This is a genomic window from Thalassospira sp. ER-Se-21-Dark (assembly GCF_017922435.1).
Classification (GTDB): domain Bacteria; phylum Pseudomonadota; class Alphaproteobacteria; order Rhodospirillales; family Thalassospiraceae; genus Thalassospira.
Genome location: NZ_VDEZ01000001.1, coordinates 1,163,498 through 1,184,764 on the forward strand (window position 1 = coordinate 1,163,498; position 21,267 = coordinate 1,184,764).

18 protein-coding genes are annotated in these 21,267 nt (G+C 55.7%); 10 read left to right on the forward strand and 8 right to left on the reverse strand.

Annotation, left to right across the window (positions count from 1 at the left end; genetic code table 11):
• Window positions 1-36: 36 nt before the first annotated feature.
• Entirely contained in the window at window positions 37-300 is a 264-nt protein-coding gene (locus FHI25_RS05305) for a hypothetical protein (protein WP_210515739.1), read from the reverse strand.
• Between FHI25_RS05305 and polA the strand changes: the two genes are divergently transcribed.
• On the forward strand, window positions 299-3,130 hold the full coding sequence (gene polA, locus FHI25_RS05310; RefSeq protein ID WP_210515741.1) for a DNA polymerase I: 2,832 nt from the start codon (window positions 299-301) through the stop codon (window positions 3,128-3,130). The two genes, FHI25_RS05305 and polA, sit on opposite strands and share 2 nt — an antisense overlap.
• Window positions 3,131-3,224: 94 nt before the next feature.
• Here polA and dapB read toward each other — a convergent pair whose 3' ends face one another.
• The 4 genes from dapB to FHI25_RS05330 all read right to left on the reverse strand — a co-directional run bounded on the left by dapB (window position 3,225) and on the right by FHI25_RS05330 (window position 8,162).
• Window positions 3,225-4,025 carry a 4-hydroxy-tetrahydrodipicolinate reductase gene (gene dapB / locus FHI25_RS05315; protein WP_210515743.1) on the reverse strand — a complete coding sequence of 267 codons (801 nt, stop codon included), beginning with the start codon at window positions 4,023-4,025 and terminating at the stop codon, window positions 3,225-3,227.
• Between the two features lie 129 nt (window positions 4,026-4,154).
• Window positions 4,155-5,303, reverse strand: coding sequence for a molecular chaperone DnaJ (gene dnaJ / locus FHI25_RS05320; RefSeq protein WP_210515745.1), 1,149 nt, complete (start codon window positions 5,301-5,303; stop codon window positions 4,155-4,157).
• 104 nt (window positions 5,304-5,407) lie between these two features.
• The gene (gene dnaK / locus FHI25_RS05325; protein ID WP_008888681.1) at window positions 5,408-7,324 is read right to left on the reverse strand and encodes a molecular chaperone DnaK; all 1,917 of its coding nucleotides are present in this window, start codon (window positions 7,322-7,324) and stop codon (window positions 5,408-5,410) included.
• Between the two features lie 337 nt (window positions 7,325-7,661).
• Window positions 7,662-8,162 carry a DUF2244 domain-containing protein gene (locus FHI25_RS05330; protein ID WP_210515747.1) on the reverse strand — a complete coding sequence of 167 codons (501 nt, stop codon included), beginning with the start codon at window positions 8,160-8,162 and terminating at the stop codon, window positions 7,662-7,664.
• A gap of 191 nt (window positions 8,163-8,353) precedes the next feature.
• Between FHI25_RS05330 and nth the strand changes: the two genes are divergently transcribed.
• Window positions 8,354-8,995, forward strand: coding sequence for an endonuclease III (gene nth, locus FHI25_RS05335; RefSeq protein WP_210516477.1), 642 nt, complete (start codon window positions 8,354-8,356; stop codon window positions 8,993-8,995).
• A 41-nt stretch (window positions 8,996-9,036) separates the two neighbouring features.
• Here the strand turns inward: nth and FHI25_RS05340 are convergent, their stop codons facing one another.
• Window positions 9,037-10,344, reverse strand: coding sequence for a penicillin-binding protein activator (locus FHI25_RS05340; RefSeq protein WP_210515749.1), 1,308 nt, complete (start codon window positions 10,342-10,344; stop codon window positions 9,037-9,039).
• A gap of 68 nt (window positions 10,345-10,412) precedes the next feature.
• Here FHI25_RS05340 and rsmI point away from each other — a divergent pair, with 68 nt between their 5' ends.
• A complete protein-coding gene (gene rsmI, locus FHI25_RS05345; protein ID WP_210515751.1) occupies window positions 10,413-11,471 on the forward strand; it encodes a 16S rRNA (cytidine(1402)-2'-O)-methyltransferase in 1,059 nt (352 codons plus the stop codon).
• Window positions 11,472-11,473: 2 nt separating this feature from the next.
• Window positions 11,474-11,857 (forward strand): YraN family protein, encoded by a 384-nt coding sequence (locus tag FHI25_RS05350; RefSeq protein WP_210515753.1) that lies wholly within the window; start codon window positions 11,474-11,476, stop codon window positions 11,855-11,857.
• Window positions 11,858-11,883: 26 nt separating this feature from the next.
• On the opposite strand, the gene FHI25_RS05355 is transcribed toward FHI25_RS05350, so the two are convergent.
• Window positions 11,884-12,291: a DUF2000 family protein gene (locus FHI25_RS05355; protein ID WP_210515755.1), complete on the reverse strand. Its 408-nt coding sequence runs from the start codon at window positions 12,289-12,291 to the stop codon at window positions 11,884-11,886.
• Window positions 12,292-12,323: 32 nt separating this feature from the next.
• Between FHI25_RS05355 and FHI25_RS05360 the strand changes: the two genes are divergently transcribed.
• From FHI25_RS05360 to FHI25_RS05385, 6 genes are all read left to right on the forward strand, one after another.
• Window positions 12,324-13,187 carry an AraC family transcriptional regulator gene (locus FHI25_RS05360; protein ID WP_210515757.1) on the forward strand — a complete coding sequence of 288 codons (864 nt, stop codon included), beginning with the start codon at window positions 12,324-12,326 and terminating at the stop codon, window positions 13,185-13,187.
• A gap of 148 nt (window positions 13,188-13,335) precedes the next feature.
• Window positions 13,336-13,968 (forward strand): BON domain-containing protein, encoded by a 633-nt coding sequence (locus FHI25_RS05365; RefSeq protein ID WP_246878906.1) that lies wholly within the window; start codon window positions 13,336-13,338, stop codon window positions 13,966-13,968.
• Window positions 13,969-14,061: 93 nt separating this feature from the next.
• Window positions 14,062-15,027, forward strand: a complete 966-nt coding sequence (locus tag FHI25_RS05370; RefSeq protein ID WP_210515759.1) for a transglutaminase-like domain-containing protein — start codon at window positions 14,062-14,064, stop codon at window positions 15,025-15,027.
• Window positions 15,028-15,706: 679 nt separating this feature from the next.
• On the forward strand, window positions 15,707-16,696 hold the full coding sequence (locus FHI25_RS05375; protein WP_008888691.1) for an adenosine kinase: 990 nt from the start codon (window positions 15,707-15,709) through the stop codon (window positions 16,694-16,696).
• A gap of 434 nt (window positions 16,697-17,130) precedes the next feature.
• Window positions 17,131-18,942, forward strand: a complete 1,812-nt coding sequence (typA, locus tag FHI25_RS05380; protein ID WP_063086392.1) for a translational GTPase TypA — start codon at window positions 17,131-17,133, stop codon at window positions 18,940-18,942.
• Window positions 18,943-19,095: 153 nt separating this feature from the next.
• Entirely contained in the window at window positions 19,096-20,661 is a 1,566-nt protein-coding gene (locus FHI25_RS05385) for an MFS transporter (RefSeq protein ID WP_210515761.1), read from the forward strand.
• A gap of 131 nt (window positions 20,662-20,792) precedes the next feature.
• Here FHI25_RS05385 and ptsN read toward each other — a convergent pair whose 3' ends face one another.
• Window positions 20,793-21,257, reverse strand: coding sequence for a PTS IIA-like nitrogen regulatory protein PtsN (gene ptsN, locus FHI25_RS05390; RefSeq protein ID WP_210515763.1), 465 nt, complete (start codon window positions 21,255-21,257; stop codon window positions 20,793-20,795).
• Between the last annotated feature and the right edge of the window lie 10 nt (window positions 21,258-21,267).

Sequence of the window (21,267 nt, forward strand, 5' to 3'; positions counted from 1 at the left end):
CCCGCTCTCCCATGTCCCTTGGGATGAAGTAATCCGCTACCATAGCAATCCCGGAGCAAGCTGATAAGCACAAAGAAGAATGATGCCAAAAAACCCGGAAAATGAGGGTTTTAGCCATATTGTTATGATTTCGAAATGATATCTCAGACGCATAAGCTTAGCCTTTGCATTCGCAAGCGCAAAACTGTCAGCAGCCTTGGGTGTTTTTGCCTGTTTAAGGCAGGCGGCACTCGACTTACAGGCCGGGATCGGGCATTCTTCCGGCCAATCTTTTAACGAGTATAAGAGCACGAGACGCATGACAGATTCCGCCCCGTCCAGCACCGGTTCGTCCGCCGACAAAGCCCCGCGTCGCGTCGTTCTGGTTGACGGTTCCGGCTTTATTTTCCGCGCCTTTCACGCCCTGCCACCGATGACGAGCCCCGATGGCACGCCGGTAAATGCGGTCTATGGCTTCTGCACCATGTTGATGAAGCTGCGCGAAGATACCAACCCAGACCATATGGCGGTGATCTTTGACACCAAGGGCAAGTCGTTCCGCAATGACTTCTATCCCGACTACAAGGCCCATCGTCCGCCACCCCCCGAAGAACTGGTACCGCAGTTTGGCCTGATCCGTGATGCGACCCGTGCATTTAATCTGCCATCAATCGAGCTCGAAGGTTTTGAGGCCGACGATCTGATCGCGACCTATGCCCGCCAGGCCGAGGCAGAAGGTTCTGACGTGATTATCGTGTCTTCGGACAAGGACCTCATGCAACTTGTCACCGATCGGGTGCAAATGTTTGATGCGATGAAGAATCGCACCATCGGCGCTGCTGAAGTTCTGGAAAAATTCGGCGTTTCCCCGGACAAGGTCATTGATATTCAGGCACTTGCGGGCGATTCTGTCGATAACGTCCCGGGTGTGCCCGGCATCGGCATTAAAACCGCCGCCCAACTTATTGATGAATATGGTGATCTTGATTCTCTACTGGAGCGCGCAGGCGAAATCAAACAACCCAAGCGCCGTGAAAAGCTGATTGAAAATGCCGAGCTTGCCCGTATTTCGCGCGATCTGGTGACGCTGAAAACCGATGTGCCGGTGGTCGAACCGTTGGGTGATTTCGAATTGCGTGAACCCGATCCGGAAGTTCTTTTAAGCTTCATCGCAAGTCACGGCTTTAAATCATTGCTTTCTAAAGTAAAGTCGAAATTCGGCGGCGATGTTGAATTTGAAAGCCCGACGGCGGCCGGTGTTGGCGTCAATGATATCAAAGTCGAAAAGGCCGAATATGAACTGGTGCAGGATGAAGACCGCCTAAAGCACTGGATTTCCGAGGCCGAATATCTTGGCACCGTCGCGGTCGATACCGAAACCACGTCACTTGATGCCCATACCGCCAAGCTGGTCGGCGTTTCGCTTTCGACCGAGCCCGGCAATGGCTGCTATATCCCGCTCGGTCATGTCAGTGGCGCAGCACAAGGCGGCTTTGATTTTGGCGACAATCCCGCCGACAGCCCAAGCAACAGCAAGGACGCGCCGAAGCAAATCAAGCTCGAACGCGCGATTGAGCTGCTCAAACCGCTGTTGGAAGACCCCGGTGTGCTTAAGGTCGGTCAGAACCTGAAATACGATATGATCGTTCTGGCCCGCCATGGCATCAAGGTCGCCCCGATGGATGACACCATGGTGCTGTCCTATGTGCTCGATGGCACCAGCCACGGGCACGGCATGGATGAACTGGCCGAGCTGCATCTGGATTACAAACCGATTTCCTTCAAGGATGTCTGCGGCAGCGGCAAGACCCAGATCACCTTCGATCAGGTCGCGCTCGACAAGGCGCTGGATTACGCGGCCGAGGACGCCGATATCACGCTGCGCCTGCATCGGTTACTGAAACCTCGTATCGCGCAAGAACATATGGCCAGCGTCTATGAGACGCTTGATCGTCCGCTGGTGCCGGTTCTGGCCGAAATGGAAGGCCTTGGGGTCAAGGTCGATGCCGAGATCCTCAAAAACCTGTCCGAAGACTTCGCCAAACGCATGGCCGCCCTTGAAGAAACCATTCACGAAATGGCGGGCGAGCCGTTCAATCTTGGTAGTCCCAAGCAGCTTGGCGAAATCCTGTTTGACAAGATGAGCCTGCCCGGCGGCAAAAAGACCAAAACCGGCGCCTGGCAGACCGGGGCAGACGTGCTTGAAGCCCTTGCGGCCCAGGGTCACGACCTTCCGGCCAAGCTTCTGGAATGGCGTCAGCTTTCCAAGCTTAAAAGCACCTATACCGACGCGCTGGCCCACCATATCAACCCCAATACGGGCCGCGTGCACACCAGTTACGGGCAAACCAACGTCAATACCGGGCGTTTGTCATCGAATGACCCGAACCTGCAGAACATCCCGATCCGAAGCGAGGAAGGCCGAAAAATCCGCACAGCCTTTATCGCCGAGCCCGGTCACAAACTGATTTCTGCCGACTATTCGCAGATTGAATTGCGCCTTCTGGCCCACGTGGCCGAGATCGACGCCCTGCGCGAGGCGTTTAAAAACGGCGAGGACATCCACGCCGCAACCGCATCGAAGGTGTTTGGCGTCCCGATCGAGGGCATGGACCCGATGGTCCGTCGCAAGGCCAAGGCGATCAACTTCGGCATCATTTACGGCATCTCGGCCTTTGGTCTCGCCAACCAGCTCGGCATCGCCCAGAAGGAAGCCAAGGAATTCATCGAAGCCTATTTCGAGATTTATCCAGGCATCCGCGATTACATGGACGAGGCCAAGGAATTTGCCAAAAAGCACGGCTTTGTCCGCACCCTGTTTGGTCGCCATATCCACATCAACGGCATCAACGACAAAAATGGCATGCGCCGAAGCTTTGGCGAACGTGCCGCGATCAACGCGCCCATTCAGGGCGGTGCGGCCGACATCATCAAACGCGCAATGATTGCGGTACCCGGTGCCTTGGTTGATGCGGGGCTCAAAACCCGCATGCTGCTTCAGGTCCACGATGAATTGATCTTTGAGGCCCCGGAAGACGAAGCCGAAAAGGCGATCAAGACCATCCGCGAAGTCATGGAAAACGCCGCCCACCTGTCGGTGCCGCTGATTGCCGACGCCGGCATTGGCGATAGCTGGGCCGACGCGCACTAGTACTTAGGCGTATATCAAACGCAAAAGACCCCGCTGCAACACGCTGCAGCGGGGTCTTTTTTTTTAAACGGATCAGCTTTGACGTTCTGGGCCCTTAAAGTCCCAAAACTTCCCGCATCGAATAAAGCCCCGGTGCCTTGCCTTCCGCCCATTTGGCAGCGCGAACCGCGCCCTTGGCAAAGACTTCGCGTGAGGATGCCTTATGGGTGATCTCGATGCGCTCGCCTTCACAGGCAAAGACAACCGTGTGATCACCAACAACATCGCCACCGCGAAGCGTTGCAAAGCCGATGGTGCCGTCTTCACGCGCACCTGTGTGACCATCACGCGATCGGACAGCAACATCATCCAGATTAACCCCACGCCCCTTGGCGGCGGCTTCACCAAGGCCAAGCGCGGTACCCGACGGGGCATCCACCTTGTGTTTGTGGTGCATCTCAACGATTTCGATGTCGGCGACATCCTTATCAAGGATGCTTGCCACCTTCTCGACCAGCGCGAAGGCAAGGTTAACACCAACACTCATGTTCGGGGCAAAGATGATCGGGGCTTTTTCGGCAGCAGCCTTCAGATCGTCTTTCTGATCATTGGAAAGGCCGGTGGTACCAATCACAAGGATGGTACCGGTTTCAGCCGCCAGTTTCGCATGCTTCATGGTGGCGGCCGGAGCAGTGAAATCAATCACCGCATCAACCGTTTCAAACAGTGCCTTGGGATCATCGCCGACGACAACGCCGCTTTCTTCCAGACCGGCGATCAGGGTAACGTCCTTGCCGATGAACGGGCTTCCGGGCAGATCGGTGCCGCCACCAACCTCACAGCCCTTGGTCTTGGCCGTTTCATTGACCAACATCCGCCCCATACGGCCAGCACATCCAACAATCCCGATCTTCATTTCCGGTCTCCTCCGGGCAAGCAAACTCAAACTCGTAATTGCTTTAACACACGGCTCCGACAGCGCAAAACAAAACCCCCGGCAAAGCGGCCGGGGGTTTGGGATATTGATCTTTTAAGCGCAAGCCGATCAGTCGGTCAGGTCTTTCCAGATTTCCTTCATCTTGGAAAAGAACCCTTCACTTTCCGGGCTGGAACCCTGTTCGCGCGAAATCTCGTCGAATTCCTCAAGCAGTTCTTTCTGACGGTCTGTCAGATTGACCGGGGTTTCAACGCTGACTTCAACAAACATGTCACCGCGCGCTTGGGAGCGCAGGATGCTCATGCCCTTGCCACGCAGACGAAGCTGCTGACCGGATTGGGTGCCTGCCGGGATGTTGATCCGGGTGCGCGTGCCTTCGATGGTCGGCACCTCGATGGTGCCGCCAAGGGCGGCTTTGCCCATCGGGATCGGAATCCGGCAATACAGGTTGGCCCCTTCGCGCTGGAAGAAGCGGTGATGCCCGATATCCAGGAAGATATACAAATCCCCCGGAGGCGCACCATTGGTGCCCGCCTCGCCTTCGCCCGCAAGGCGAATGCGCGTGCCGTCCTCGACACCGGCCGGAATGGTGACCTGAAGGGTCTTTTCCTTTTCGACGCGACCAACACCGTGGCAGGATTTGCACGGGTTCTTGATGATCTTGCCTTTGCCATGGCAGCTCGGGCAAGTGCGTTCAATGGTAAAGAAGCCCTGCTGCGCGCGGACCTTGCCGTGACCGTTACAGGTCGGGCAATTGACCGGCTGCGAACCGGCTTCAGCACCGGTACCGTCACAGCTGTCGCACGATACGGACCCCGGAATGGTAATTTCGGCTTTTTTGCCTTCGAACGCTTCTTCAAGCGTGATCGCCATGTTGTAGCGCAGATCCGCCCCACGGGACGATCCGCCACCCCCGCGGCGTCCGCCGCCCATGGCGCCAAAGATCTCGTCAAAGACGTCGGCAAAACCGCCGCCGCCAAATCCACCGCCGAAGCCACCACCCCCAAAGCCGCCGCCACCGGGGCCGCCCTGTTCAAAGGCAGCATGGCCAAAACGGTCATAGGCCGCGCGCTTTTCCTGATCCTTCAGGACCTCGTAAGCTTCGCTGACCTGTTTGAATTTGACTTCAGCTTCGGTATCGCCCGGATTTTTATCCGGGTGGTATTTCATCGCTTGCTTGCGATAGGCGCTTTTCAGCTCGGCTGCACTGGCATTCTTACTGACACCCAACAGCTCGTAATAATCTTCTTTCGCCATCTGTAACTCCGAAATACGGTCGGGCCGTTCCAGCAAATTCTTGCGTCCGGAACGGCCCGATTTTTCTTTACAGGGCGTCGTTCAAGACGACCTCTGCGGTCGCCTTACTTGTCTTTTTTGTTGTCATCGACTTCTTCGAAGTCGGCGTCAACAACACCGTCGTCGGCCTGTGCAGAGGCATCGGCGTCCGCCGCGTCACCTGCGCCAGCTTCTTCCTGCTGGGCCTGATACATGGCTTCGCCAAGTTTCATCGAGGCCTGCTGCAGTTCGTTCAGCTTGGTGGTGATGGCTTCGGCATCTTCACCGTCCTTGGCTTCTTTCAAAGCCGACAGGGCGTTTTCGATTTCCGACTTGGTCGCGTCGTCAACCTTGTCACCATGTTCCGAAAGGTTCTTTTCGGTGGCGTGGATGATGGCTTCTGCCTGGTTGCGGGCTTCGACAAGGGCCTTGCGCTTTTTATCAGCTTCGGCGTTGCTTTCCGCATCCTTGACCATGTTTTCGATCTCGTCATCGGAAAGACCACCAGATGCCTGAATGCGGATCTGCTGTTCCTTGTTGGTCGCCTTGTCTTTGGCAGACACGTTGACGATACCGTTGGCGTCGATGTCAAAGGTCACTTCAATCTGCGGAACACCGCGCGGTGCCGGCGGAATACCAACCAGATCGAACTGGCCAAGCATCTTGTTGTCAGCCGCCATTTCACGTTCACCCTGGAAGACGCGGATGGTCACGGCCGTCTGATTGTCTTCAGCGGTCGAGAAGGTCTGCGACTTGCGGGTCGGGATCGTGGTGTTACGGTCGATCAGGCGGGTGAAGACACCACCAAGCGTCTCGATACCAAGCGACAGCGGGGTCACGTCAAGCAGAAGAACGTCTTTGACGTCACCCTGCAGAACACCACCCTGAATCGCGGCACCAAGGGCAACAACCTCATCCGGGTTCACACCTTTGTGCGGATCACGGCCAAAGAACTCTTTAACGCGTTCCTGAACCTTCGGCATACGGGTCATGCCGCCGACCAGGATAACGTCATCGATTTCACCAGCAGTGATACCGGCGTCTTTCAGCGCTGCCTTGCACGGGGTCATGGTGCGTTCGATCAGATCGCCGACCAGACCTTCAAGCTTCGCACGCGACAGCTTGATATTCAGGTGTTTCGGGCCAGATGCGTCTGCGGTGATAAACGGCAGGTTGACATCGGTCTGCATCGACGAGGAAAGCTCGATCTTGGCTTTCTCGGCAGCTTCTTTCAGCCGCTGCAGGGCCAGACGGTCTTTACGCAGGTCGATCTGCTGTTCTTTTTTGAACTCGTCAGCAAGGTAGTCGATGATCTGTTTGTCGAAGTCTTCACCACCAAGGAAGGTATCACCGTTGGTCGATTTAACTTCGAAAACGCCATCGCCGATTTCCAGAACCGACACGTCAAAGGTACCACCACCAAGGTCATAAACGACCACGGTGCCACCGTCTTTCTTGTCCAGACCATAGGCCAGTGCGGCTGCGGTCGGCTCGTTGATGATACGTTTGACTTCAAGACCCGCAATCTTGCCGGCGTCTTTGGTCGCCTGGCGCTGGGAGTCGTTGAAGTATGCCGGAACGGTAATCACGGCTTCGGTTACCGGCTCACCCAGATGGGCTTCTGCGGTTTCCTTCATTTTCTGAAGAACCATGGCTGCGATCTGGCTCGGAGCCATTTTCTCGCCATTGACTTCAACCCATGCATCGCCGTTTTCGCCCGATACGATTTTGTACGGAACGAGATCCTTGTCCTTTTCGACTTCCGGATCGCCGTAACGACGACCGATCAGACGTTTAATGGCAAACAGGGTGTTTTCCGGGTTGGTGACTGCCTGGCGTTTCGCCGGCTGACCGACAAGGCGTTCACCATCATCGGTGAAAGCGACCATTGACGGAGTGGTACGAGCACCTTCGCTGTTTTCAATCACGCGGCCTTCTTTGCCGTCCATGACTGCTACGCACGAGTTGGTGGTGCCAAGGTCGATACCAATAATCTTACCCATAGTAAGTTCCTCTTTTAGCGGCCGGTCCGTCCCGCAGCCTCCGAAATGAAGCGCCGCGCAGGACCTCCTGGGACCAATGGTTGTAATACACGTAATTTTTCTGGGGGTTCTTCGTTACCCCGCGAACCTATATATGAAAGTCGCCACAAAGTCGCAAGCGGTCAAAGTGGGGAATCTTGGCTGTTTTTTTGCCTTCAAACCGCATTTTTGATCCGATCAACCGCATTTCAGGCTCGATAAACCGGCGCAATGGGCAAGAAAAGCCGGTTTTCAAGGCACAAAACCCGGCTTTCGAATTGCTTCATAACCGGGTTGCAAAACACTCAGATCACGGGCCTCAGATCGGAACATCGGCAGGATTACAGCGGGTTTGGCGCAAGACAGTCTCAAGCCTGTGCGCCAGATTTTCCTTTTCATCTGCGCCCAGAAAACGCGCAATTTCCAGACTTTTGCCGTGCGTGCGCAAAAACAGCGCGGCTTGTTCATCCTCGCCGCGTTCCAGCACCACGCGCAGCCAATAAGGCTGAAAATCAAATTCCTCGCGTTCGCCACGCACCGAAATCCGTGTCACCCGAAGGTTACCGTGCGCAAGCTCGATCCGTTCTTCCTGACGGGCGGAACGAAAACTGAAATAAAACGCCAGGGACAGCAACACAACATCAAGGCCCAAAAACCCGATCACCGGCCACGCGCCCACCGACCAGAAAATAAACCCGATGGTCGTGGTGAGTGCTGCAATGAACAGCACAATATTGCGGGCAGCGCGGCGCGACAGCGATCGCGGCGGAAACAGATCCACCCGAAAGATCGGTTTTGCTGAACGCGGCACGTTTGGCATGTAAGTTACCTGTTGCTGGATATCCGATTGTGCGCCGGGGCACAGGACAGCTGCAATCAAAATTCGATTTTTCACCCCTCACAGTTTATATAGTTTGCAACACATAAATCGGATCAGGGGATGCGCATCAACGCCGCCCCCAGCCCCAACTATCGATACATAAAAAGAGATCGCAGCCCATGGCCCGCCCGATGAACAAAGCCGCCATCGAAGAGTTTTTCCAGCGCCTGTCCGATGCAGATCCGGAACCGAAAGGGGAGCTTGACTACACCAATCCCTATACCCTTCTGGTTGCGGTTGCGCTTTCGGCGCAAGCCACCGATGTCGGGGTGAACAAGGCGACCAAAAAGCTGTTTCAGATCGTCTCGACCCCGCAGGACATGCTTGATCTTGGCGAAGAAGCATTGATCGAGCACATCAAGACCATCGGGCTTTATCGTGGCAAGGCCAAGAACGTGATGGCAGCGGCCAAAATCCTTGTGGAAAAGCATGGCGGCATTGTCCCCAACGATCAGGAAGCGCTTGAAGAACTGCCCGGTGTCGGCCGCAAGACCGCCAATGTGGTACGTAACATCGCCTGGGGTGAGCACACCATGGCGGTTGATACTCATATCTTCCGGCTCGGCAACCGTACCGGCATGGCCAATGGCAAGACGGTTCTGGCGGTTGAAAAGGCGCTGCTAAAAAAGGTTCCGGCCCGCTTCATGACCCATGCCCATCACTGGCTGATCTTGCATGGGCGCTATATCTGCAAGGCCCGCAAGCCGCGCTGTGGTGACTGCATCGTCAATGATCTGTGCAATTACAAAGACAAAACGCCTGCCGAAGCGTGATCCGGCAGGCGTTTAAAAGGTCTGGGCTTATCAAGTCGTGATCAGAAGACCTGATCGAAGCTTGCCGGGGCAGGTGCAATGACCTTTGCCCCATCGGGCTGGACTTGCATGATGGCATAGCCACGTTCGGACTGACCATCCGGGGTCAGGCGGAAGATACCGTCCACACCGACAAATCCGCTTGGATTGGTCAGCGTCTGCTGGCTCATATTGTTTTCATCACGCGCCATAAGGGCCGCCAAAGCCGTGCTGTCATAGGCAAGGCTTGAAATGCGCGGCGGCTGGCTGCCAAAGGTACGCTCAAAACGGGCGGCAAACAGTTCCCAGTTTTCCGGGTTGGGGGCGGCAAAGATCCCGCCCTTAAGCGCCGGTTCGGCAAACAGGCCCGGATCGTTCCAGCCAAACGTTCCGATAAACTGCACCACCGAGGGATCAACATCGAAATAGGCCAGAAGCGAGGAAACCTGACGCAACTCGCCACCGGTGGCCGGCAGGATCAGGGCATCAAAATCAAGCTCGCCAAAGGTATCGACCCCTTCAAGACGTCGCAGCGCGCGTTTCGACCCGGCACTGCCATCGGCTTCAAGCTGCGCCTTGTGTGCGCGCAGGTTCGCACGCCGCGCGTCATAATTTGCAAAGTCCCGAATTGTTTGCTGCAAATCTTCCGAACCGGGCTGATAGAACGCCACCCGGCCAAGGGTCCCGCCAACGCGCGCGACAACGGTATTAAGTCCGCTTGCGATCTGGCGGCCATAATCGTTTTGCGGCAGAAGGGCTGCGAAACGGTAACGCCCTTGCGTCGTGGCGTAGCCAGCCGCCCGGGCAATCTGGTCTTCGGGGATCAGGCCATTGACCCAAACGCCGCTTTCCGCCACCCGACGATTGTTGGAAAAGGCCACCACCGGCACATTCGCCGATTTGGCAACTTCGCTCGCCCCGCTGACCGATTCGGCAAATAGCGGGCCAAGGATCATCTTGGCACCGGCATCGACGGCCTCGCGCGCGGCATTCTGCCCGCCCTGATAGGTGCCAGCAGTATCGATCGGCATCAGGATGAAGTCATCACCGGCGATATCAAACATGGCGAGTTCTGCGGCATGGCGCATCGCCCGGCCCAGTTCGCCGTGTTGACCTGACAGCGGCAACAACAATGCAACGCGCTTTTCAAAAACAGCCGCATCGTCATTATAAAGCAATGGCAGCTCAGCGCCCTCGCCCTCGGGCAAGGCAGCATCGCTTGGCCATGGGCTGGCATCAGGGATCAGGCCCTGATTGGGGGCACTGTTCGGATCAACGGTATTGCCGCCTGGCTGATTGGCACTTTCAACCGGCGCCCCATCACGTTGCATGCCGAAAAGGTCCGTGATACTCGTGGTCGCATTACAAGCGGTCAGCCCGAAAGAGAGGACAACCACAGATGCCGTCCGGCGCGCAATCCGGCCCCAAGCCGGAAATAGATCCGAAAACCGATCCCGATCTGATAACGCCTGACACGGCAGCGCCTCTTTCTGCATCCGATTCTGTGACGGATGACGTTTCGGACAACCCACTCTCACCTCCAGATAAGTCGTTTCGTCCGCAGGGTAATGCGGGCGAGGATGCAAGTAAACATGATGAAAGCCATTTGCCGCTTTCAGCTGGTCTTTATCTTGTCGCTACTCCAATCGGAAATTTGGGCGATATTACGTTCAGGGCGCTTGAAATCCTCAAACGTGCCGATGTCATCCTGTGTGAAGACACCAGAACGTCGGGGAAATTGCTGTCGCGATATGGCGTGAAAACCAAGCGAATCGCCTATCACGAACATAACGCGGCCAGGATGCGCCCCGAAATCATGGACCGTCTGGGCAAGGGGCAGGGCCTTGCGCTTATTTCCGATGCCGGAACACCATTGATCAATGATCCGGGCTACAAACTTGTACGCGACTGCAAGGCCGAAGGGTTCACTGTCACCGCCGCCCCGGGTGCGGCGTCGCCGATTGTTGCCCTGATCCTGTCTGGCCTGCCGAGCGATCATTTCTTTTATGCCGGCTTCCTGCCGCCCAAATCGATGGCGCGCAAAAAGGAACTGGCGCGCTTTGCCCCGATCCCGGGCAGCCTGATCTTTCTCGAAAGTCCCAAGCGACTGGCCGCAAGCCTGACCGATATGGCCGAAATGCTGGGGGGCACACGCGAAGCCGCCGTGACCCGCGAACTAACCAAGATGTTTGAAGAAGTCCGCAATGGCACACTTGCCGATCTGGCGGCTCATTATAATGAGGCAGGCGCGCCTAAAGGCGAGATCGTGGTGATTGTCGGTCCGGCCGATGCCAGCGAAAACGAACCAAGTGCCGAGGACATCGACGCGCGCTTAAGCGAACTGATCAAAACCCACCGCACCAAGGATGCTGCCGATATCCTGGCCCGTGAAACCGGTCTTAAGAAGCGCGATCTTTATAATCGTGCCCTTGAGCTGGCCAAGTCGGACCGGGATTGACCATGGCCCGATCCCGTCCCGTGCATGATGATACATCAAGCCGCAAGCGGGCGGAAAAGGCTGGACGCCGGGCGGAAAAACTTTGTGAATTCTGGTTGCGGCTCAAGGGCTATCGCATTCTGGCCATCCGCCACAAAAGCCCGGTCGGTGAAATCGACATCATTGCCAGACGCGGAAATGTCTTGGTCGCGGTCGAGGTCAAAAATCGCACCGATCGCGCAACAGCGCTGCATGCCATTACCCCCAAACAACAAAACCGCATCGCCCGTGCACTTGAAGCATACGCGGGCAAGATTGGCCACACGGGCGATATGCGACTTGATCTGATGATTGTTCGAAATTGGGGCAGGATCGAGCATCTCAGGAATGCCTGGCAGGTTTCGTAAGCAGGCATTCCCGTAGTTTGTTGGCCTCAGGGATGCATTTTCGCGCCCTTGGTGATCTTATCCACACTGCGCTTATCGGCATGAATGCCAATACCAACGAATTTTGCCGTTTCAGGATCCGCGTTGGCAAAAACATCCCGATTGGCCGCATCATGGCCAGTGGCAAACATTTCCTCGATATAGGCCGATACCTTAACGCCGCGATTTAAGGCGCGCTGATGGATTTTCGCGATGGTATCGCCATCGGCGGCCAGAACGATGGCGGGCTGACGCGACAGCGGGTTATAGATATTCTGGTTGGCGTCGATATAGGGCTCGCCGATGATATCGGGGGTTTGGGCAACAATGCCGCTCATCAGAAAGGCCGTCACATTCAGGGATTGCCAAGTTTCAAGGTCATTGCGCAAAATCAGGGCGACTTTGGTATCAAACATTCACTTCCTCCAATCGGTCGGATGATCCGGTAATGAAAGAAGCAATAGAACAGGCAGATGATCGCGGTATTGAACGTTTGTGCAAAAAGCGCGAACGCTTCGTTGCGGCACCGACCGCACCGGGGATCGAGCGGATCGAAGCCCTGTTCTATGGCAATATGTTCACCCCGCATCGCCACGATACCTATGCGCTGGGCATCACCTTAAAAGGTGTCCAGACTTTTAATTATCGCGGGGAATTTCGCGCCAGCAATCCGGGTAATATCATCATCCTGCATCCTGACGAGCTGCATGACGGCGGGGCTGGGACCGAGGACGGATTGCAGTATCGCATGCTGTATCTTGAACCCGCCCTGTTGCGATCGGGCCTTGATCACGAAGCCGATCCCCTGCCCTTTGTCGGTGAACCGGTTATTCAGGATCCTGTCTTGTGGTCGATCATGGCCTCAGCTTTGGGGGAACTTGAAAGCGACATGGATCCGCTTTTGCGCGATCAGTTTGTCAGCGACATCGCCCAGCGCCTGTCACTGCATGCCAAGGCACCACTGAAACGCCCGCGCTTTACGGCCAGCCAAAGCATGGATCAGGTGCGCGCCTTTCTGGAAGACAACTTTGACCGTCCGGTACAATCTGACGAGCTTGAACAGGTTGCCGGTATGGACCGTTTTCGCCTGATCCGGCATTTCCGTGCGCGGTTCGGAACCACACCCTATCGATATTTGATGATGCGTCGCCTGCAAAAGGCACGTGCATTGATGATGATTGGGCAACCCCTGGCCGGAATTGCCGCCGAGACCGGGTTTGCCGATCAAAGCCATTTCAACCGCCATTTCCGCCAGACCTATGGCGTGTCACCCGGCCGCTGGACGGAATTGTTCGCCAGCAACAACCTGTGATCGTCGCCCTGTTACATCGATTTCAGGCACGAATTCGCAGAAAAATGCATTTTTACTGATAAACCGGCCAGTATTTTAAGTCTCTTTAACCCCCGCGGGCCATGATGGGTGTTGTAAGACTTGGGGGAACTGGACGAGACATCCGTTAATGTCACCAATAAGAATGGTCAATCGGCCACTTGGCGTTGCCAAGGCACTTCTTCTGACGGGTATGTGCATTTTGCCGCTTTCGGGATGCACGCCTACATCCGTTGTGCTCGGAGCTGGCGCAACCGCCGGTGTTGCCGCCTTTCAGGAACGCGGCTTTAACGGTGCTGTCAGTGATACGGCGATCACCGCACAGATCTGGCAGAAGTTTCTGGCACAGGACGAAAAACTGTTTCTCGATATCGAGATTGAAGTGGTTGAAGGCGAAGTTCTTTTGGCCGGTCAGGTGCCCACCGTGGCTGATCAACTTGAAGCTGTACGCCTAAGCTGGCAGGTTAGCGGGGTCAAAAGTGTTCATAACGAGATTGAGATCGGTGACGGCCTGACGCTTGTTGATAATGCAAGCGACCTGTTGATCACCACCAAGATCAAGACTGCATTGATGTTTGATGGTGATGTTTTCGCCATCAATTACAGCGTCGAGACCGTCAATGGCACCGTCCATCTGATGGGAATTGCCCAGGACGACCATGAACGCAGTCGCGTGATTTCACATGCCCGGGACACCAGCTATGTCAAACGGGTTGTCAGTCATATCCGTCTGAAAGACGATGCCATCCGACAAGGAACCTGAGCCATCAGTACCGTAAGCCACATAACAGCACCGACCGATCCGGATCGCCAATGGCTTGTCGATTATGGCAAGGGCCTGAAACCTGACGCCAGCGTGGCCGAGGCAGCCCTGCATTTTGCCCGTCTGAATCAATCGAACGGCACCCATAAACGCGATGTCGCGCCGTTCATTGCGATTTTGGATGATCTCGCCGATCAGGTCCGCGCCGAGTTGGCAGGTCTGACCTTGCAGCCCGATTTTGCCACCGATGGCACGGATCAGCAGGCCCTGCCGGTTGATGACAAGGAAGCCGAGCCGACCATTGATCAGGTCGTGCGCGCCCTGCAGACCGTGATTGCCGAACGCAATGGCTTTCAGGGGGATGCGGAAAACTATGATGACATTGCCAATGCCGATCTGATGCAGGTGATTGAGCGCAAGCGCGGCCTGCCGGTTGCCCTTGGCATGCTCTATATCCACGCGGCCATGCGGTGCGGCATTGCCGTCACCGGCATTGATTTTCCCGGTCATTTCCTGCTGCGTGTGCAGGCCAATGGCAAACGCAAGATGATCGACCCGTTCCATGGCGCGATCAGTCTCGGTCCGGCTGAATTACGTGAATTGCTGAAGTCATTCAGCGGTCTTGATGCCGAGCTGGCACCCCATCATTACCGGCCGTCATCCGATATCGATATTTTGTTACGACTTCAAAATAACATAAAGGTACGGGCGCTTCGCGCCGGTGAGCTGGAGCTCGCAACCCGTGTTGTCGAACACAGTTTGCTGATCGCGCCGGACCATGAAGGGCTTTGGCATCAGCTTGGCGCGCTCTATGCCCGCCTTGACCAGGACCATATGGCGCTTGGTGCGTTTGAACAGTTCGTCAAACGTTGCGAAGACCCGCTTCATCGCACCCGGATCGAAGCGGTAATCGAAGAATTGTATGAAAGGGTCCGTCATGAAGCGGGCCCCGGAACGGCACATACGGAAAAGAACAAGGTCGTGCCGGATTACACCGACAAGGACGACACCGGATCGGCAGACGACAATGCGCCGATCCCGCTTTTCCCCGATAAATAACCCCGAAATAGCACCCAAAAATCCTGTGCTGCGGACCGGAAATGTCGCATTTGGCGAGATGTGCCTGACCAAGGTGCCGCCATCCCGTTTGGCTGCGAAATAGCCATTTTCCATCTTCAGGATTAAATAAAGTTACTTATGTGTTACATTATAGCATTTGTTATTTGGGTCTATCTAAAGACAAACCGGTTTGTCTTGAAACCTCTCCGTCGCAAAACCGGGCGAATTGGCCCTTCAAAATCATATAAATCTTCTTGTTTCGATATTTTTGCGGGCTTTTCGCACCATTTGCGCGCTGTTACCTGCGAAAAGTCTAAACAAAGCCCGAACCGTTGATTTCCGAGGCTTTGCGCCCGGTCGTTCATGGCAGTGCGCATTCAAAATCAATTTTTGCAGTCGTGGCCCGTAAATTCGAACCGGATCCAGATCGAATTTCACCGATCAACACTTAAAAAAACATCTTTTGCAGTTTTTTGGCGAAGTTAAGGACAGGTTAAACGACCGGGCACGAAACAGTTGCAAAGCTTGCACCGAAAATCGCATTCCCTATACTCCGCAACAGTCAGTATCAGGCGCACTGAAAATGACGAGGCCAACGCACGCGCGGCGTGGCTTGCCGGTTTTTCACTGTGCCGTTTAAATCAGGGTCTGAGCCCACATAACCGCAGGAATTTACTATATGAATGACACCAAATTCGACGTCGTTGGGATCGGCAACGCCATTGTCGACGTCCTTGCCCACTGCAAGGAAGAAGACCTCGCGCGTCTTGAGCTTGTCAAAAACGCCATGACCCTGATTGATGCCGACCGGGCCGATGCGCTTTATGACCAGATGGGCCCGGGCCTTGAAATGTCGGGCGGATCGGCTGGCAATACGATGGCTGGTATCGCAGCCCTTGGCGGCAAGGGTGCCTATATCGGCAAGGTGCGTGACGATCAGCTGGGCCAGGTTTTCCGCCATGACATCCGCGCAATTGGTGTCGCGTTTGATTCTGCGGCCGCGACCGAGGGTTCCCCGACCGCGCGTTGCCTGATCTTTGTCACCCCGGATGGTCACCGTACCATGAACACCTTCCTGGGTGCCTGCACAGAGCTTGGCCCGGATGATATTGACGAAGACCTGATCAAATCGGCCAAGGTCACCTACATGGAAGGTTATCTGTGGGATCGCCCCGAAGCCAAGGATGCCTTCGTCAAGGCCGCCAAGGTTGCCCATGATGCCGGCCGTCAGGTTTCGATCAGCCTGTCTGATTCCTTCTGCGTTGATCGCCACCGCGAATCCTTCCGCGAACTGGTCGATGACCATATCGACGTCCTGTTTGCCAACGAGGAAGAGATCAAGTCGCTTTACGAGGTCGAGACCTTTGAAGAAGCACTGGCAGAAGTTCGCAAGCATTGCCGCGTTGCTGCCCTGACCCGTAGTGAAAAGGGTGCCGTTATCGTAAGCCAGGACGAACTTTATGAAATCAGTGCCGAACCGGTCGCCAAAGTGGTCGACACGACGGGTGCTGGCGATCTGTTCGCGTCAGGCTTCCTGTATGGCTACACCCAGGGTCACACCCTTGAGATCTGCGGTCAGCTGGGTGCGATCTGCGCGGCTGAGGTGATTTCGCATATGGGTGCGCGCCCGGATGCGGATCTCAAGGAACTGATCGCAAAGGCACTCTGATCACTCTTTTATATAAAGAGTGCGGATGTTTGAAAGATTTCACGGGACGGCAACAATTCGTTGCCGTCCCGTTTTTTCTGTCGCGAAGGCCGGATTTGCATGGCGCTGCAGCGCAACACAATCATTGACTTTGTCCAGAGTTTGGCGCAAACAGCCCGCATTGCAGAATAATCAACCCGACATGGCGCTTACAACGCTGGCCTTTCGCCTTAACATTGGCTATGACAGGGCGGCCTTCGGGTATATCTGCACGATTACGATCCGGGCCAGTAAACATTCAGCACATACGTTGATGTGGGTTTCCCACCGGTGATACCGGCGGCAACCATCGTGCTTGTTGCTGAATATCTACTGGCCTTGAAACACTTACTTACTGACCGATGCGCATGGGCATGACCCGGCGCGCGGCATTTTTATTTCTGGAGTCCGCGCCCATGAGCTTGCGCAATATCGCCATCATCGCCCACGTTGACCACGGCAAAACCACGCTGGTCGATTCCATGTTCCGCCAGTCCGGTGTCTATCGTGACAACCAGCGTGTTGACGAACGCGCCATGGACAGCAACGACCTGGAACGTGAACGTGGCATCACCATCGTCGCGAAACCGACGGCCGTTCAGTGGGGCGAAACCCGTGTAAACATCGTCGATACCCCGGGCCACGCCGATTTCGGTGGTGAAGTCGAACGTATCCTGTCCATGGTTGAAGGTGTTGTCCTGCTGGTTGACTCGGCCGAAGGCCCGATGCCGCAGACAAAATTCGTTCTGGGCAAGGCGCTTAAACTCGGTCTGAAGCCGATTGTGATCATCAACAAGATCGACCGTCCGGATCAGCGCGCCGAGGAAGTTCTCGACGAGATTTTTGATCTGTTCGTATCGCTCGAAGCATCCGAAGAACAGCTCGACTTCCCGGTTCTGTATGCATCCGGTCGTGACGGCTGGGCAGCTGAAAACCCGGAAGGCCCGAAAGAAAACCTGACCCCGCTGATGGAACTGGTTCTGAGCCACGTTCCGGCACCGGACGTTGATGAAAAAGCACCGTTTGCCATGCTGGCAACCATGCTGCATGCCGATAACTTCTTGGGTCGTATTCTGACCGGTCGTGTTTATCAGGGCCGTGCGAAACTCAACATGCCGGTGAAGGTTATTCGTGGCGATGGCACCGTTGAAACCGGCCGTCTGTCGAAACTGATGGGCTTCCGCGGTCTGGAACGTGTCCCGCAGGAAGAAGCCGTTGCCGGTGACATCATCGCGATTGCCGGTCTGACCGAAGCAACCGTGGCTGACACCATCTGCTCCACCGAAGTTACCACCGCAATAGAAAGCCAGCCGATTGATCCGCCGACCCTGGCGATGACCTTCTCGGTCAACAACTCGCCGCTGGCCGGTCAGGAAGGTGACAAGGTTACCTCGCGCATGATCCGTGCCCGTCTGGAACGCGAAGCCGAAGGCAACATCGCGATCAAGATCGGTGAAACCGAAGACAAGGACGCGTTTGAAGTTGCCGGTCGTGGCGAACTTCAGCTGGGCGTTCTGGTGGAAACCATGCGTCGCGAAGGCTTCGAACTGTCGATCTCGCGTCCGCGCGTTCTGTTCAAGGAAATCGACGGCGTTCTGTCCGAACCGTTCGAAGAAGTCCAGGTTGACGTTGACGAGGAATATTCCGGCGTCGTGGTCGAGAAAATGAGCCTGCGCAAGGCTGAAATGACCGACATGCGTTCTTCCGGTGGCGGCAAGACCCGTATCATCTTTATTGCGCCATCGCGTGGCCTGATCGGTTATCACGGTGAATTCCTGACCGATACCCGCGGTACCGGCGTTATGAACCGCGTGTTCCATTCCTATGGCCCGGTCAAGGGCTCTATCGCTGGCCGTCGTAACGGTGCGCTGATCTCCAACGATCAGGGCGAAGCAGTGGCATATGCCCTGTTTAACCTTGAAGATCGTGGCATCATGTTCATCGAACATGGCGAACGCGTCTATCAGGGTATGATCATCGGTGAACACAACCGCGACAACGACCTTGAAGTCAACGTGCTCAAGGGCAAGAAGCTGACCAACGTGCGTGCATCGGGCAAGGACGAAGCTGTTACGCTGACCCCGCCGCGCCGTATGTCGCTTGAAGAAGCCCTGTCCTACATTCAGGACGATGAACTGGTCGAAGTGACCCCGAAAAGCGTTCGTATCCGTAAGCTGCACCTTGATCCGAACGTGCGTAAGCGCGAAAGCCGCAAGAAAGAAGGCTAAGCCTTTCTCTTGCCAAGCCGAATTCAAAAAGGCCGGTCCATATGGATCGGCCTTTTTGCTGTTCGCGTTTTAGCCACACAGCCCGATGTTTCGGCTTTCCTTAACCTGTTTGCCCTAGCTTCATGACAGCATGCTTCAAGTTGGGGGAAATCGATGCGCAGCGCAGAAAAACGAAGCTGGGGCGAGGCCTTTGGGGCCTTTATTCATCCGCGCGTAATCACGATGCTGTTTCTGGGATTGTCGGCCGGCATTCCCATCCTTCTGATTTTCTCCACCCTGTCGATCTGGCTGCGCGAAGCGGGTGTGGATCGTTCCACCGTCACCTATTTCAGCTGGGCGGCACTTGGCTATTCCTTCAAGTTCGTCTGGGCGCCGCTGATTGATCGGCTGCCCTTGCCGGTTTTGCACGGCATTCTGGGCCGTCGGCGTAGCTGGCTGATCATTGCCCAGGGCGGCATCATCGCCGCCATCCTGTGGATGGGACTGACCGACCCGGCAGAAAACCTGACCATGATGGCCTTCGCCGCGGTTGCGCTTGGTTTTGCCTCGGCCACCCAGGACATTGTTATTGACGCCTATCGCATCGAGGCCGCCGATGCCGACCTTCAGGCGATGATGAGTTCGGCCTATATCGGCGGCTATCGCATCGGCATGATCGTCGCTGGTGCCGGGGCCCTGACCATTGCCGGATTGTTTGAAGCCGAAGGTACCTATCAACACCATGCCTGGACGGTGGCCTATGCCTGTATGGCGCTTGCGATGTGTGTGGGCGTGATCACCACCCTTCTTGTCAGCGAGCCGAAGGTCGTAAAGCTCGACAGCAAATATTTTCACGAAACATCGGACTATGTCCGCTTTCTTGCGATGTTCGCGCTTACCGTCATCGCCTTCATACTTGCCAATGTCTATGCCGGGGAAATCACCAATCCGCTGAAAACCGCCATGACTGAAGGCGGCATGATCAGTGAGCTGTCAGGCTTCATTGCCGGTACCGTCAAACTGGCCATTTCGGTCGGATTTGCCATCCTTGTTGCCTGGCTCACCACCCGGGTTGGCCTGACACCGACCGGCATGGTTCAGGAAACCTATATCTCGCCGGTCAAGGACTTCATTGACCGCTATGGCAAGGCGGCCATCGTCATCCTGGCTCTGATCGGGGTGTATCGCATCGCCGATATTGTCATGGGCGTGATGGCCAACGTGTTTTACACAGACCTTGGTTATTCCAAGGAAGAAATCGCCGCCGTTTCCAAGACATTCGGCCTGTTCATGACCATTGGCGGCAGTTTCCTGGGCGGGGTTCTGTCAGTCCGCTATGGCGTGGTGCGGATCCTGTTTCTTGGGGCGTTGTTATCGGCGATCACCAATGTCCTGTTTGCCTTCATGGCACAGCTTGGCCCCGACACCACGATGTTCGTCGTTGTCATCATGGCCGATAACCTGTCGGGTGGTCTCGCAACGGCAGCCTTCATCGCCTATCTGTCGGGCCTGACCAATATCTCGTTCACGGCCATGCAGTACGCGATCTTCAGTTCGATCATGACCCTGTTTCCCAAAATCCTTGCCGGCTTCTCGGGCACGGTGGTTGATGCGGTCGGATATAGCTGGTTCTTTATCGGCACAGCCGTGATCGGCATTCCGGTGCTTTATCTTGTTGTTCTGGCCGCGCGCCTGACCGACGTAAAGGACCCTGAAGAGCCCAAGACCGCCGAAGCCTGATCAGGCCAGAAACCGAACCCGGTCCACCGTCGGGTCCAATATCCCAAAACAAAACCGGACGCCTGATTGGGCGTCCGGTTTTTTTAAATCTTGTGTCTGTTACGGGGGTTACCCGCCACTCACTGACCTTTTCAGGCGGCCTGTTCGGCTTCGTCCTGGGTCAGCAATGCGTAAATCGCATCTGCAGATCCGGCACCGCGGAGCTTGTCGCACATGCCCTGATTGCGCAGCAGACGGGAAATCCGTGCCAGTGCCTTCAGGTGATCGGCACCGGCTTCTTCGGGCGCAATCAGCATGCAGAAAAGGTCGACCGGGTGTTCATCAACCGCGTCAAACTCGATCGGATTGCTTGCACGGGCAAAAACCATATACAGGTGGTCCAGATCATTGAGCTTGCCATGCGGAATCGCGACACCGCCACCGACACCGGTACTGCCAAGCTTTTCACGGTCAAGCAGGACAGAGAAAATCTCGCTTGCAGGGCGGCCGGTAACTTCGGCGGCCTTTTCGGCAAGTTCCTCAAGCACAGCCTTCTTCGCACCGGCACGCAGTGCCGGAATAACTCCGGACGGAGTAAGAATAGATGATATGTCCATTTTTCGCGTT

What these genes read in the sequence shown, in the direction of transcription:
- polA (WP_210515741.1), top strand. Translation starts at nt 299, where the DNA reads ATGACAGATTCCGCCCCGTCCAGCACCGGTTCGTCCGCCGACAAAGCC.
- FHI25_RS05305 (WP_210515739.1), bottom strand. Translation starts at nt 300, where the DNA reads ATGCGTCTCGTGCTCTTATACTCGTTAAAAGATTGGCCGGAAGAATGC.
- dapB (WP_210515743.1), bottom strand. Translation starts at nt 4,025, where the DNA reads ATGAAGATCGGGATTGTTGGATGTGCTGGCCGTATGGGGCGGATGTTG.
- dnaJ (WP_210515745.1), bottom strand. Translation starts at nt 5,303, where the DNA reads ATGGCGAAAGAAGATTATTACGAGCTGTTGGGTGTCAGTAAGAATGCC.
- dnaK (WP_008888681.1), bottom strand. Translation starts at nt 7,324, where the DNA reads ATGGGTAAGATTATTGGTATCGACCTTGGCACCACCAACTCGTGCGTA.
- FHI25_RS05330 (WP_210515747.1), bottom strand. Translation starts at nt 8,162, where the DNA reads ATGCCAAACGTGCCGCGTTCAGCAAAACCGATCTTTCGGGTGGATCTG.
- nth (WP_210516477.1), top strand. Translation starts at nt 8,354, where the DNA reads ATGAACAAAGCCGCCATCGAAGAGTTTTTCCAGCGCCTGTCCGATGCA.
- FHI25_RS05340 (WP_210515749.1), bottom strand. Translation starts at nt 10,344, where the DNA reads ATGCAACGTGATGGGGCGCCGGTTGAAAGTGCCAATCAGCCAGGCGGC.
- rsmI (WP_210515751.1), top strand. Translation starts at nt 10,413, where the DNA reads ATGCCGTCCGGCGCGCAATCCGGCCCCAAGCCGGAAATAGATCCGAAA.
- FHI25_RS05350 (WP_210515753.1), top strand. Translation starts at nt 11,474, where the DNA reads ATGGCCCGATCCCGTCCCGTGCATGATGATACATCAAGCCGCAAGCGG.
- FHI25_RS05355 (WP_210515755.1), bottom strand. Translation starts at nt 12,291, where the DNA reads ATGTTTGATACCAAAGTCGCCCTGATTTTGCGCAATGACCTTGAAACT.
- FHI25_RS05360 (WP_210515757.1), top strand. Translation starts at nt 12,324, where the DNA reads ATGAAAGAAGCAATAGAACAGGCAGATGATCGCGGTATTGAACGTTTG.
- FHI25_RS05365 (WP_246878906.1), top strand. Translation starts at nt 13,336, where the DNA reads ATGTCACCAATAAGAATGGTCAATCGGCCACTTGGCGTTGCCAAGGCA.
- FHI25_RS05375 (WP_008888691.1), top strand. Translation starts at nt 15,707, where the DNA reads ATGAATGACACCAAATTCGACGTCGTTGGGATCGGCAACGCCATTGTC.
- typA (WP_063086392.1), top strand. Translation starts at nt 17,131, where the DNA reads ATGAGCTTGCGCAATATCGCCATCATCGCCCACGTTGACCACGGCAAA.
- FHI25_RS05385 (WP_210515761.1), top strand. Translation starts at nt 19,096, where the DNA reads ATGCGCAGCGCAGAAAAACGAAGCTGGGGCGAGGCCTTTGGGGCCTTT.
- ptsN (WP_210515763.1), bottom strand. Translation starts at nt 21,257, where the DNA reads ATGGACATATCATCTATTCTTACTCCGTCCGGAGTTATTCCGGCACTG.